At 61.0% G+C, this 13,142-nt stretch carries 11 protein-coding genes; all 11 read left to right on the top strand.

The features are described from left to right. Positions 1-19 precede the first annotated feature (19 nt). Positions 20-1,699 carry a DNA repair protein RecN gene (recN, locus tag AC1RRC_RS15075; RefSeq protein ID WP_493056301.1) on the top strand — a complete coding sequence of 560 codons (1,680 nt, stop codon included), beginning with the start codon at positions 20-22 and terminating at the stop codon, positions 1,697-1,699. A gap of 83 nt (positions 1,700-1,782) precedes the next feature. Continuing rightward, a complete protein-coding gene (hemH, locus tag AC1RRC_RS15070; RefSeq protein WP_493056300.1) occupies positions 1,783-2,892 on the top strand; it encodes a ferrochelatase in 1,110 nt (369 codons plus the stop codon). Between the two features lie 203 nt (positions 2,893-3,095). Continuing rightward, the gene (gene grpE, locus AC1RRC_RS15065) at positions 3,096-3,647 is read left to right on the top strand and encodes a nucleotide exchange factor GrpE (RefSeq protein WP_493056299.1); all 552 of its coding nucleotides are present in this window, start codon (positions 3,096-3,098) and stop codon (positions 3,645-3,647) included. A gap of 89 nt (positions 3,648-3,736) precedes the next feature. Further along, a complete protein-coding gene (gene dnaK / locus AC1RRC_RS15060) occupies positions 3,737-5,689 on the top strand; it encodes a molecular chaperone DnaK (protein WP_493056298.1) in 1,953 nt (650 codons plus the stop codon). A 154-nt stretch (positions 5,690-5,843) separates the two neighbouring features. Continuing rightward, positions 5,844-6,971, top strand: a complete 1,128-nt coding sequence (dnaJ, locus tag AC1RRC_RS15055) for a molecular chaperone DnaJ (RefSeq protein ID WP_493056297.1) — start codon at positions 5,844-5,846, stop codon at positions 6,969-6,971. A 162-nt stretch (positions 6,972-7,133) separates the two neighbouring features. Beyond that, positions 7,134-7,796 (top strand): carbonate dehydratase, encoded by a 663-nt coding sequence (can, locus tag AC1RRC_RS15050; protein ID WP_493056296.1) that lies wholly within the window; start codon positions 7,134-7,136, stop codon positions 7,794-7,796. 299 nt (positions 7,797-8,095) lie between these two features. Beyond that, positions 8,096-8,695 (top strand): ANTAR domain-containing response regulator, encoded by a 600-nt coding sequence (locus AC1RRC_RS15045; RefSeq protein WP_493056295.1) that lies wholly within the window; start codon positions 8,096-8,098, stop codon positions 8,693-8,695. A 237-nt stretch (positions 8,696-8,932) separates the two neighbouring features. Continuing rightward, positions 8,933-10,087, top strand: a complete 1,155-nt coding sequence (locus AC1RRC_RS15040) for a CmpA/NrtA family ABC transporter substrate-binding protein (RefSeq protein WP_493056294.1) — start codon at positions 8,933-8,935, stop codon at positions 10,085-10,087. A gap of 16 nt (positions 10,088-10,103) precedes the next feature. Beyond that, positions 10,104-10,775, top strand: coding sequence for a methyl-accepting chemotaxis protein (locus AC1RRC_RS15035; protein WP_493056293.1), 672 nt, complete (start codon positions 10,104-10,106; stop codon positions 10,773-10,775). Positions 10,776-10,802: 27 nt separating this feature from the next. Continuing rightward, positions 10,803-11,567 (top strand): uroporphyrinogen-III C-methyltransferase, encoded by a 765-nt coding sequence (gene cobA, locus AC1RRC_RS15030; protein ID WP_493056292.1) that lies wholly within the window; start codon positions 10,803-10,805, stop codon positions 11,565-11,567. A 260-nt stretch (positions 11,568-11,827) separates the two neighbouring features. Continuing rightward, the gene (locus tag AC1RRC_RS15025; protein WP_493056291.1) at positions 11,828-13,123 is read left to right on the top strand and encodes an MFS transporter; all 1,296 of its coding nucleotides are present in this window, start codon (positions 11,828-11,830) and stop codon (positions 13,121-13,123) included. The last annotated feature ends 19 nt before the right edge of the window (positions 13,124-13,142 follow it).

The following is a 13,142-nucleotide window of genomic DNA, read 5'->3' as shown; positions in this document are numbered from 1 at the left end:
ACTACACACCCTGCTGCCTATGCTTCGTACCCTGTCCATCCGCGATTTCGTCATCGTCGATACCATTGAACTGGAATTCTCCGCCGGCTTCACTGTGTTTACAGGCGAAACGGGCGCCGGTAAATCCATCCTGATCGATGCGCTGTCCCTGGCGCTGGGCGGGCGGGGCGATGCCAGCATGGTGCGCGAGGGCGCGGCCAAGGCCGATATCACGGCGGACTTCGTGGTGACACCGGTGGCGGCAAGCTGGCTGGCCGCCAATGAATTTGCCACGGAAGAAGGCGGCGCGCTGGTGCGCCGCGTGATCGACAATGCGGGCCGCACCAAGGCCTACATCAACGGCGTGGCCGCCACGGCGGCGCAGTTGCGCGAGCTCGGCGATTTGCTGGTGGATATCCACGGCCAGCATGCGCACCAGTCGCTGCTGAAAGCCGATGCGCAGCGCGAATTGCTGGATAACTATGCCAGGCTGCATGGCGCCGAGGACGGCGACGACGTGGCGGGCCAGCTGCAAGCGGTTGGCATCGCCTATCGCGCCTGGCGCGCGCTGGCCAAACAATTGCAGGAATACGAAACCAACGCCGCCAACCTGGCGTTCGAGCGCGAGCGCCTGGAATGGCAGGTAAACGAGCTGGACAAGCTGGCGCCGAAAGCCGATGAATGGCAAGAGGTGTCGCACGAACACAGCCGCCTGTCGCACGCCGCCAGCCTGCTCGAAGGCGCGCAGGAAACCCTGGCCGCGCTGTCGGAATCGGATGACCACCCGATCGTGTCGCAACTGTCGTCGCTGCAGCAAAAGCTGGGCAAGCTGGCGGCCATCGATACGGAATTGCAGCCGACCGTGGAATTGATTGAATCGGCGCGCATCCAGTTGCAGGAATCCGTGTATGCGCTGAACACTTACCTGGACAAGGTGGAGCTGGACCCGGACCGCTTGCGCCAGGTCGATGCACGCCTGGAAGCGCTGCATTCGGCCTCGCGCAAGTTCCGCGTGGCGCCGGAAGACTTGCCGCAAGAGCATGCGAACCTGGCCGCCAAGCTGCGCCAGCTGGCCGATGCGTCGGACCTCGACGGCTTGCGCCAGCAAGAACAAAAGCTCAAGGCCGCGTACATGGCGGCGGCCGAAGCGTTGTCCGCGATCCGCGAGCGCGCCGTGCACCGTCTGGGCATTGCCGTGACGGCCGCCATGCAGGAATTGAACATGACGGGCGGCGTGTTTGCCATTGCGCTGCGTCCGTGCGAACCGACGGCGTTTGGCGTCGAGCAGGTGGAATTCCTGGTGGCGGGCCATGCCGGCGTATCGCTGCGCCCGCTGGCCAAGGTGGCGTCCGGTGGCGAACTGGCCCGTATCTCGCTGGCGATTTCCGTCATCACCTCGCACGCGACCACCGTGCCGACGCTGATCTTCGATGAAGTCGACAGCGGCATCGGCGGCGGCGTGGCGGAAGTGGTGGGGCGCTTGCTGAAACGCCTGGGCCAAGCGCGCCAGGTGCTGTGCGTGACGCACTTGCCGCAAGTGGCGAGCCAGGCCAACCAGCACTTCCAGGTGGCGAAAGGGTTGACGGCCACGGGCAAGACCGCGTCGCGCATCGACGTGCTCGATCAGCGGGCCCGCGTGGAAGAAGTGGCGCGCATGCTGGGCGGGCTGGAAATCACGGCCACCACGCGCAAGCATGCGCAGGAATTGCTGGCGCTGTAATACAGGTACTATAAATAGCAGGTAAATAACGACGGCGACCTAATGAATCTATAATGACGGCTCCCCTCCGTCATTGCAGATCCATGGCCTTCCAAAAAGAACCCCCCCACACGCACGGCACCGGCTCGAGCAGCGCCGTGGTGCTCGTCAACCTGGGCACGCCGGACCAGCCGACCCGCTCGGCGGTGCGGCGCTACCTGAAGCAATTCCTGTCGGATCCGCGCGTGGTGGAAATTCCGCGCGCGATCTGGTGGTGCATCCTGCACCTGCTGATCCTGCCTTTCCGCTCCGGCCAGTCGGCCAAGAAATATGCGTCGATCTGGACCGAAGAGGGTTCGCCGCTGAAAATCCACACGCAAAAGCAGGCGCTGCTGCTGCGCGGCGCGCTGGGCGAGCGGGGCCACCGCGACGTGACGGTGGCCATGGCGATGCGCTACGGTTCGCCGTCGCTGCCCGATGTGCTGGCGCGCCTGAAAGCCGATGGCTGCACCCGCATCGTGGTGCTGCCTGCTTATCCGCAATATTCCGGCACCACCACCGGCTCGATCTACGATGCCGTGTTTGATCACTTCAAAACCGTGCGCAATGTGCCGGAGTTGCGCATGGTGCGCGACTACCACGATGACGACGGCTATATCGATGCCTTGAAAAAGACCGTGCTGGCCCACTGGGAAGCCAATGGGCGCGGCGAAAAACTCGTGATGAGTTTTCATGGCGTGCCCAAGCGCACCTTGCTGCTGGGCGACCCGTACCACTGCGAATGTCACAAGACGGCGCGCCTGCTGGCCGCCAAATTGAAATTGAAGGAAGACGACTACCTCGTGACGTTCCAGTCGCGCTTCGGCAAGGCCGAATGGCTGCAGCCGTATACGGCGCCCACGGTGCAGGCGCTGGCGCAACAGGGCGTGCGCCGCGTGGACGTGATCTGCCCCGGCTTTACCAGCGATTGCCTGGAAACGCTGGAAGAAATCGCGATGGAAGTGCGCCATGACTTTTTATCGGCGGGGGGCAAGGAATTCCATTACATCCCGTGCCTGAATGAATCGCCGACATGGATCGCGGCGTTGGCGGAGTTGGCGGAACATCAAATGATCGGCTGGCCCACGATGATCACGGGGGTGCAGCAGGACATCGCGAGGAAAGACCTGGACAAGGCCCGCGCCGCCGCCCTCAAGCTCGGCGCGGAAAATTGAAAACAATTATTAGCACTTGCCGCCGGTGAGTGCCAGCCTGTTAAAATATCCGGTTTGCAGGACTTGCCAAACGTACGTCACTCGACAGTGACTTCCGGCGCCGGGTCTGGAAAGACCCCTTGAAATGCAAGGTTATAGCCCCACTTGGTGCCCGTGCCGCAAGCAGTAATATCAAACAAACACGATTTGTAGGAGTCTTTTAGATGCAAGATCAGGAAAATCAAACGGTCCCGAATCCAGAGGTGGACCAGGCCCAGGCCGAATCGACTCCCGCCGAAGCCCAGGCAGACGCCACCCCATCGCTGGAAGAGCAATTGGCCAGCACCGAAGCACGTCTGGCTGAAATGCATGAAGCATTCATGCGTGCCAAAGCGGAAGGCGAGAACATCCGTCGCCGCGCCCAGGAAGATGTGGCCAAGGCACACAAATTCGCTGTTGAAAGCTTTGCCGAAGCCATGTTGCCAGTACGTGACAGCCTGGAAATGGCGTTGAAGGTCGAAAATCCATCGCTGGAATCGCTGAAGGAAGGCGTTGAAATGACCCTGAAACAGCTGAGCTCGGCTTTCGAGCGCAATCGCCTGCTGGAAATCCAGCCGGCCCAGGGTGAGAAACTGGACCCAAATAAACACCAGGCCGTATCGGTCGTTCCGGCCGACCAGGAAGCGAATACCGTTGTGACGGTGTTGCAAAAAGGTTACATGATTGCCGACCGCCTGCTGCGTCCGGCCATCGTGACTGCCGCGCAAGCAAAATAAGCGCCCAGGGCGTACTTAAACGCTTGAAATTACACGGCAATTCCCAATATACGGTTCAACAGAAACTTCGCTTACAAGGAAAATAAATCATGGGCAAAATCATCGGTATCGACCTCGGTACGACCAACTCCTGCGTTTCCATCATGGAAAACGGTCAGCCAAAAGTCATTGAAAACGCGGAAGGCGCGCGTACCACGCCTTCGATCATTGCGTATCAGGAAGACGGCGAAATCCTGGTTGGCGCGCCGGCAAAACGCCAGGCGGTCACCAACCCGAAAAACACGCTGTACGCGGTAAAACGCCTGATCGGCCGCAAATTTGAAGAAAAAGAAGTTCAAAAAGACATCTCGCTGATGCCGTACGAAATCACCAAAGCCGATAACGGCGATGCGTGGATCGGCGTGCGCGACAAGAAACTGGCGCCACCGCAAATTTCCGCGGAAGTGCTGCGCAAGATGAAGAAAACCGCGGAAGACTACCTGGGTGAAGAAGTCACCGAGGCCGTCATTACCGTGCCAGCGTATTTCAACGACTCGCAGCGTCAGGCCACCAAGGACGCCGGCCGTATCGCCGGCCTGGACGTCAAGCGCATCATCAACGAACCAACCGCTGCCGCACTGGCGTTCGGCCTGGACAAGACCGACAAGGGCGACCGCAAGATCGCCGTGTATGACCTGGGTGGCGGTACGTTCGACGTGTCGATCATTGAAATCGCTGACGTGGATGGCGAAAAGCAGTTCGAAGTGCTGTCGACCAACGGCGACACCTTCCTGGGCGGCGAAGACTTCGACCAGCGCGTGATCGACTACATCATCGACGAATTCAAGAAGATCAACGGCCTGGACCTGAAAAAAGATCCAATCGCCCTGCAGCGCATCAAGGCATCGGCCGAGCGCGCGAAGATCGAACTGTCGTCGTCGCAGCAGACTGAAATCAATGAGCCGTACATCGCCATGGCGAACGGCGCGCCAGTCCACTTGAACCTGAAGATTACCCGCGCCAAGCTGGAATCGCTGGTGGAAGAGCTGATCAACGCCACCATCGAGCCATGCCGCACCGCGATCAAGGATGCCGGCGTCAAGGTTTCGGACATCGACGACATCATCCTGGTCGGCGGTATGACCCGTATGCCGAAGGTGCAGGAAAAAGTGAAGGAGTTCTTCGGCAAGGATCCACGCAAGGACGTGAACCCGGACGAAGCCGTGGCCGTGGGCGCCGCGATTCAAGGTTCCGTGCTGTCGGGCGACCGCAAGGACTTGCTGCTGCTGGACGTGACGCCACTGTCGCTGGGTATTGAAACCCTGGGCGGCGTGATGACCAAGATGATCCACAAGAACACCACGATTCCAACCAAGTTCTCGCAAGTGTTCTCGACCGCGGACGACAACCAGCCTGCGGTGACCATCAAGGTGTACCAGGGCGAGCGTGAAATCGCCGCCGGCAACAAGGGCCTGGGCGAATTCAACCTGGAAGGCATTCCACCGGCAGCACGCGGTACGCCACAGATCGAAGTGACCTTCGACATCGACGCCAACGGCATTTTGCACGTGGGCGCGAAAGACAAGGCCACCGGCAAGGAAAACAAGATCACCATCAAGGCCAACTCGGGCTTGTCGGAAGATGAAATCCAGAAGATGGTGAAGGACGCCGAGCTGAACGCGGAAGAAGACAAGAAGCTGAAAGAACTGGCTGAGTCCCGCAACCAGGCCGATTCGCTGGTGCACTCGACCCGCAAATCGTTGACCGAATACGGCGACAAGCTGGAAGGCGGCGAAAAGGAAAAGATCGAAGCGGCCATCACCGACCTGGAAGGTTCGATCAAGAACGGCGACAAGGCTGACATCGACGCCAAAGTGGCGGCGCTGTCGACCGCTTCGCAAAAGCTGGGCGAAAAGATGTACGCTGACATGCAGGCGCAGCAAGCTGCTGCCGGCGGCGCGGAAGCGGGCGCCCAGCCAGGCGCCGGCGCGCAAGGCGGCGAAGCGAAGAAAGACGACGACGTGGTTGACGCTGACTTCAAAGAAGTTAAAGACAGCAAGTAATCAGTTTGTGTAGGGCGGGCCCCCGGGTTCGCCGATGCCGAGCCGAGTTCCTTTTCAGGCCGGCTCGGCTTTTTCGCATAATCAGTACATCAGTAAGTTGGACAACTTGGGTGCCGGGCCTTCAGGCCGGGCATCCACATATCAGGCCTAGAATATGGCAAAGCGTGATTTTTACGAGATTCTCGGGGTCGCAAAAAATGCGTCCGAAGACGAGATCAAGAAAGCCTATCGCAAACTGGCGATGAAATACCATCCGGACCGCAATCCGGACAGCAAAGAATCGGAAGAGAAGTTCAAGGAGGTCAAAGAGGCCTACGAGATGCTGACCAATCCGGAAAAGCGCGAGGCTTATGACCGCTACGGCCATGCCGGCGTTGACCCGAACATGGGCGGCGGTGGCGGCGGCTTTGGCGCGGGCGGCTTCGGCGACGCGTTTGGCGACATCTTTGGCGATATCTTCGGTGGTGGCCGTGGCGGCCGCAGTGCCGGTCCGCAGGTGTACCGCGGCGCCGACTTGCGCTACAACCTGGAAATCACGCTGGAGCAGGCTGCCAACGGTTTCGATACCACCATCCGCGTACCCTCGTGGGACAAGTGCGATACCTGCCACGGTTCCGGCGCCAAGCCGGGCACCTCGCCGGTCACGTGCTCGACCTGCGGCGGCCACGGCCAGGTGCGCATGCAGCAGGGCTTCTTCAGCATCCAGCAGACTTGCCCCAAGTGCCACGGCACCGGCAAGATCATTACCGACCCTTGCTCGCCTTGCGGCGGCGCGGGCCGGATCAAGCGCAACAAGACGCTGGAAGTGAAGATCCCGGTCGGTATCGACAACGGCATGCGTATCCGCTCGTCCGGCAACGGCGAACCGGGCACCAATGGCGGTCCGCCGGGCGACCTGTATGTGGAAATCCATATCAAGCCGCACCAGGTGTTCCAGCGCGAAGGCGACGACCTGCATTGCGAAATGCCGATTTCGTTTGCCCGTGCGGCGCTGGGTGGTGAAATCGAAGTGCCGACCCTGTCCGGCAAAGTCGCGTTCACGATTCCTGAAGGCACCCAGTCGGGCAAGACGTTCCGCCTGAAAGGGAAAGGCATCAAGGGCGTGCGTTCCGGTTATCCGGGCGACCTGTTCTGCCACGTGGCGGTGGAAACGCCGGTCAAGCTGACCGACAAGCAAAAAGACCTGCTGCGCGACTTTGAACAATCCATGACCGAAGGCGGCGCCAAGCATTCGCCGCAATCGAAGACGTGGCGCGACAAGGTCAAAGACTTCTTCGAATAAGTGGGATCAATCCGGGCCAATGATCAATCGGCCTGATTGAGGTACCATAGCGGCAAATCCCCGGACCGCCTGTTGCTTTACCGGCAACAGGCGGTTTTTTGCGCGCCCGCGAATAGCGGAATCGTAAAAGCCGATCCATGCATCGTATATGAGAGGACATACATGAGCGACATCAACACGACTTCCCCACTGGCCAACCTGCTGGAGAATAACCGCGCCTGGGCGCACTTGAAGGTCCAGCACGACCCGAATTATTTCAAGGACCTGACCCAGGTCACGCCGGAATACCTGTGGATCGGCTGCTCGGACAGCCGCGTTCCCGCCAATGAACTGCTGGGCCTGCCTCCAGGCAAAGTATTCGTGCACCGTAACATCGCCAACGTGGTGGTGCACACGGACTTGAACTGCCTGTCCGTCCTGCAATTCGCGATTGAACAGATGAAGGTCAAGCACGTGATCATCGTGGGCCACTACGGCTGCAAGGGGGTGCATGCCGCCATGACCAATACCCGTGTCGGTCTGGCCGACAACTGGCTGCGCCACGTGCAGGACGTGCACCAGAAACATGAGCGCTACCTGGGCGCCGTGTTGCCGGAAGGCGCGCGCGCCGACCGCCTGGTCGAGCTGAACGCCATGGAGCAGGTGGTTAACGTGTGCTCGACCACCATCGTGCAGGATGCCTGGGCCCGTGGCCAGGAATTGACGGTGCACGGCTGGGTCTATGGCTTGCAGGACGGCCACCTGCGCGACCAGTTGGCTGTCTCCAGCCTGGATCAACTGGCGCCGGCGCAGCAAAAGCGCCTGTCGCTGTACGCGGAACTGTAAAAGCCCGCTGCCATTCTGTTTGAAACGGCCCCGGCCGCCACATGGCGCCGGGGCCGTTTGCTTTGTTCCGGACAGGTCTTATGGGCCGGCGCCATCCTGCATGATGCGGCGCCATAGCCCGCTGGCGCGGCCAGCCTTCTGAATATGTTTCGCTCGCTCGAACGCCGCACCGTGCTCCGTTGGGGCATGTAACGATAAGTCGAAGAGGAAAATATAAAGAGTGGCTTCGCCCGCGCCTATTCAGCGTAAAATGTGCTGGCGTGCCCCTCCTTGGCGCGTTTATTGCTTGCAAATGAGGCATGAGCCGCAAATTACGCATCGTTTTAGTACATCCGCCTGACGAGAGTGACGCCTCGCTGCGGGCCCATGCCGTCCAGGCGGGCCTGAAAAAAGCCGGATACCAACTGGTCGCTTCACTGCCGGCCGACTTTCATTTACCCGAACGGATTGCAGAGATCCAGCCCGACATGATCATCGTTGACGCGGAATCGGACGCGCGCGACGTGCTGGAACATATCGTCGTCGCCACGCGCGACGAGCGCCGCCCGATCGTCATGTTTACCGAAGATGAGACGGAATCAAGCATGGAAGCCGCCATGGCGGCCGGCGTGTCCGCCTATATCGTGGCGGGCTTGCAGCCGGAACGCATCAAGCCGGTGCTCAACGTGGCGCTGGCCCGTTTCGCCCAGGAGCAAAAGCTGCTGGCGGAACTGGACGATACCCGCATGAAGCTGGCCGAGCGCAAAGTTGTCGAACGCGCCAAGGGCTTGCTGATGGCGCGCCACGGCATTTCCGAAGACAAGGCTTATCAAAAGCTGCGCACCATGGCCATGAACAAGAATTTGCGGCTGGCGGAAATCGCCCAGCGAGTCCTCGACGTGGAAGATTTATTGGGCTGAACCTGGCCTGATTTGGTGCATTGCAACACATTTGCACCACGATGGTGCGGTTTTTCCTGCTTCTTTCCCCCTTCTCACGCGTGCTGCCACTGGCACGCTCCTTGCAAATAACAAAGTGTGGACGTGGCCAACGGCGGTCGTGTCCCACCAGACAATGGCGTCTCGACAGTACGAATGGTTTCGTGCCGTAGGGACGCTTTTTTATTTTGCAATGGAGCGATGACGATGGCGACGGTAATGGCGGGTAAGGCAAGTCCGGAAAAACAACTGGTCAGGATTGGTTTCAATCCCCTGACTGACTGCGCCTCCATTGTCATGGCCGCCGTGCTGGGCTTCGATGAAAAGTATGGCATCAAGATTGTGCCCAGCAGGGAATCGTCGTGGGCCAATGTGCGCGACAAGCTGTTGACGGGCGAACTCGATGCCGCCCATGCACTGTATGGCATGGTGTATGGCACGCAGCTGGGGATCGGCAGCCCGGCACGGGATATGGCCGTGCTGATGAACCTGAACCGCAACGGCCAGGCCATCACGCTGTCGCGCCGCCTGGCGGAGCAGGGCGCCACCGATGGCGCCAGCCTGGCCGCGCTGATGGCCAGCAGCCATGACGGACAGCGGCGCACCTACACGTTTGCCCAAACGTTCCCGACCGGCACCCACGCCATGTGGCTGTATTACTGGCTGGCCGCGCATGGCATCGATCCGCTGCGCGACGTGCGCGCCATCACGGTGCCGCCGGCGCAAATGGTGCCGTACCTGCAAGCCGGCCATATGGATGGCTTTTGCGCGGGCGAACCATGGAACCACAAGGCGGTCATGGATGGCGTCGGCATCACGGCGGCCACCAGCCAGAACATCTGGCCGGAACACCCGGAAAAAGTGCTGGCGGCGTCGAGTGAATTCGTGCGCAGCCACCCGAATACCAGCCGCGCCATGATTGCCGCCGTGCTGGACGCGAGCCGCTGGATCGATGCATCCAGCGCCAACCGCATGGCGATGGCGGAAATCATTTCCGGCACAGCCTATGTGAACACCGGCAAGGATGCGATCAGCCAGCGCATTCTCGGCCATTACCAGGACGGCATGGGGCACAGCTGGGAAGATGCGCATGCGCTGCGCTTCCACCACGAAGGCGCCGTCAATTTCCCGTACCTGTCGGACGGCATGTGGTTCATGACGCAGCAGCGCCGCTGGGGCTTGCTGAAATCCGACCCGGATTACCACGACGTGGCCAGCGCAGTTCATCAGACCAGCCTGTACCGCGAGGCGGCGGAATGGACGGAGACACCGGTGCCGCAAGGCGTATTGCGAAGTTCAACCCTGATGGACGGCAAGGTATGGGACGGGCGCGACCCGGCCCGCTATGCGGCGTCGTTCGGCATCAGGCAGTAAATAGAGAGAGGTGCATATGGCACACGGATCAGCAGCAGCCGCCGTCAAGAAGGACGCGCCCAAGCTGTCGGGCGAAGTATTTGGCGCATTGATCAACCTGTCCGGCCGCCGCCGGTTCACGTCGCAACGGCTGGTGCTGTATGCGGTGCTGGCGGGCCAGGGCCAGGAAGGCGCGGTGGCGGTGGCGCGCGAGGCGCTGAAACTGTTCCGCGATGCGCACCAGGTGCTGGTCAATGGCAGCGACACCTTGCCCGGCATTTTCTGCCCGGCGCTGGAAGAAGCATATTTCGGCCGTACTGGCGGCGACCGCCAGATCCGCGAATTCATCGAACTGGCCGAGCGCACCCTGAGCGCGGCGGAAAACGGCTTGCGCAGCGTGCAGGGCTTGCTGGCGGAACTGGTGGCCAGCACCACGCCGCTGCTGGCGCTGCTGAACCAGGTGACGGCGATCTATGAAGAACAATCCAAGCGCCATGCACTGAAGATGAAAAACCAGCTGCGCTCCGTGATCACCGACATTGAAACCATTGCCCGGCAGGCGCGCATGGTGTCGTTCAATGCGCGCGTGGTGGCGGCGCGGGCCGGGCCGGCCGGCAAGGAATTCGCGGTGGTGGCGGGCGTGATGTCCGGCATCACGGGAGAGATCGACGACATGGTGAAAACAGCATTGGCTACCGCCAGCGCTTAATGGCCGCAGGAACAGGATAGGTGCAACATGAGCAAAGTGACATTGGTAGGTGCAGGCCCCGGCGATCCGGATTTGCTGACAGTCAAAGCCGTCAAGGCGATTGCCGCGGCCGACGTATTGCTGGTCGATGACCTGGTCAGCGACGCCATCATGGCGCTGGCGCCGTCATCGGCCCGCGTCGTGTATGTCGGCAAGCGCGGTGGCTGCGCGCAGACGCCGCAGGAATTCATCGAACGCCTGATGATTGCGGAGGCACGAGCGGGCCACCACGTGGTGCGCCTGAAGGGTGGCGATCCTTACATGTTTGGGCGGGGCGGCGAAGAGCGCGCGCATTTGCTGGCGCAGGGCATTACCGTCGACGTGGTGCCCGGCATTACCAGCGGCCTGGCCGGCGCCGCCTCGATCGGCATTCCGTTGACCCACCGCGACTGGAGCCAGGGCGCGGTGTTCGTCACGGGCCACGGCAAGGATGCGCAATCGGAACCGAACTGGCCCGCACTGGCGCAAAGCAGGCTGACCCTGGTCATCTATATGGGCGTGGCGCGCTGCGCGCAGATCCAGGCCGGCTTGCTGGCGGGCGGCGCTTCCATGGAGACCCCGGTCGCCGTGGTGCAATCGGCCACCCGCACGGCGCAACGGCAGTTGATCACCACCCTGGGCGAATTGCCGGCAGCGCTGGCGGCCAGCGGTATCGGCAGCCCGGCCGTGATCGTGGTGGGCGATGTGGTGCGCTGTGCGGATGCGTGGCCAGGCGAAGCCCATGTTGTCGAAGCTGCCCGCAACGCCGCCTGATGCGCACCAATCCGATGCACCATAAGCGTGCACTGCTGCACCGCAATATGCATGAAAGTCTGTTTTTCTTTCATAGCTAACAAGTAAACACCGTCAAAACACCTGGCACACCTCTTGCAATAGCTAAGGCATAGGATCAAAGGCGATCCTCCCAAACATTCTGCTGGTCCAACGGAGGAACAGCTAAGGACAACGGCGTCCGCCCAGACTGGTAATAGATCAGTGCTGAGCGGACGCCGTTTTTATTTCGGGATAAAAAAATGGCCACCAAAGCTAACAGCATCAACTTGTTTTCAATCTCTTCGGCGCCAATGCGGGCGTTCCACCTGACGTGGATGGCATTCTTCGTCTGCTTCTTCGCCTGGTTCGCTTGCGCACCGCTGATGCCGATCATCAAAGGTGAATTCGGCCTGACCCCGGCGCAGATCGCCAACATCAATATCGCGGCCGTCGCCATCACCATCATCGTGCGCCTGATCATCGGCCCTATGTGCGACCGCTACGGCCCGCGCAAGACCTACACCGGCTTGCTGGCGCTGGGCTCGATCCCGGTGCTGGGTGTGGCGTTCGCGCAGACCTATGAAACCTTCCTGTTCTTCCGCCTGTTGATCGGCGCGGTCGGCGCGAGTTTCGTGATCACGCAGTACCACACGTCCGTGATGTTCGCCCCGAAAGTCGTGGGCACCGCCAACGCGGCGTCGGCCGGCTGGGGTAACGCCGGCGGCGGCGCGGCACAAGCGGCCATGCCACTGCTGATGGGCGCCATGGTGATGCTGGGCGTGCATGAATCGCTGGGCTGGCGCGCCGCCCTGATGGTGCCGGGCGTGCTGATGCTGATCATGTCGGTGGTGTACTACAAATATACGCAAGACTGCCCGGAAGGTAACTACAGCGACTTGCGCGCTGCCGGTGTCGCCATCGAAGGCGGCAAAAAAGGCGGCTGGGATAGCTTCAAGCTGGCTGCTGGCAACTACCGCGTCTGGCTGCTGTTCATTACGTACGGCGCCTGCTTCGGCGTGGAAATCTTCATCCACAACATCGCCGCCACCTACTACGTTGACCACTTCAAGCTGAGCATCGGCCAGGCCGGCATGGCGGCGGGCAGCTTCGGTCTGCTGGCGCTGTTTGCCCGTGCACTGGGTGGCTATATCTCGGACAAGGCGGCACTGAAAGGCACCCTGAACAGCCGCGTGACCGTGCTGTTCATCATGATGATCGGTGAAGGCATCGGCCTGCTGTGGTTCGCGAAAGCCGAGAGCGTGGCGATGGCCGTCATTGCGATGCTGATCTTCGGCCTGTTCACCCACATGGCTTGCGGTTCGACCTATGCGCTGGTGCCGTTCGTTGACAAGCGCGCCCTGGGCGGCGTGGCCGGCATCATCGGCGCAGGCGGCAACGTTGGCGCCGTGGCCGCGGGCTTCCTGATGAAGGGCACCGGCGACACGCAGCAAACCCTCACCATCCTCGGCGTACTGGTGGCGGCTTCCGCCCTGTGCGCAATCGCAGCGCGCTTCAGCGCCGAAAAAGTAGAAGAGACAGCCCTGGCTGCCGCTTAAAAACCTCAAGGAGTAAGAA

It is taken from the genome of Pseudoduganella sp. GW821-FHT12E03, from assembly GCF_058807115.1.
The sequence above is the reverse complement of the archived record's forward strand: the minus strand, read 5'-3'. Positions and strand labels throughout refer to the sequence as shown.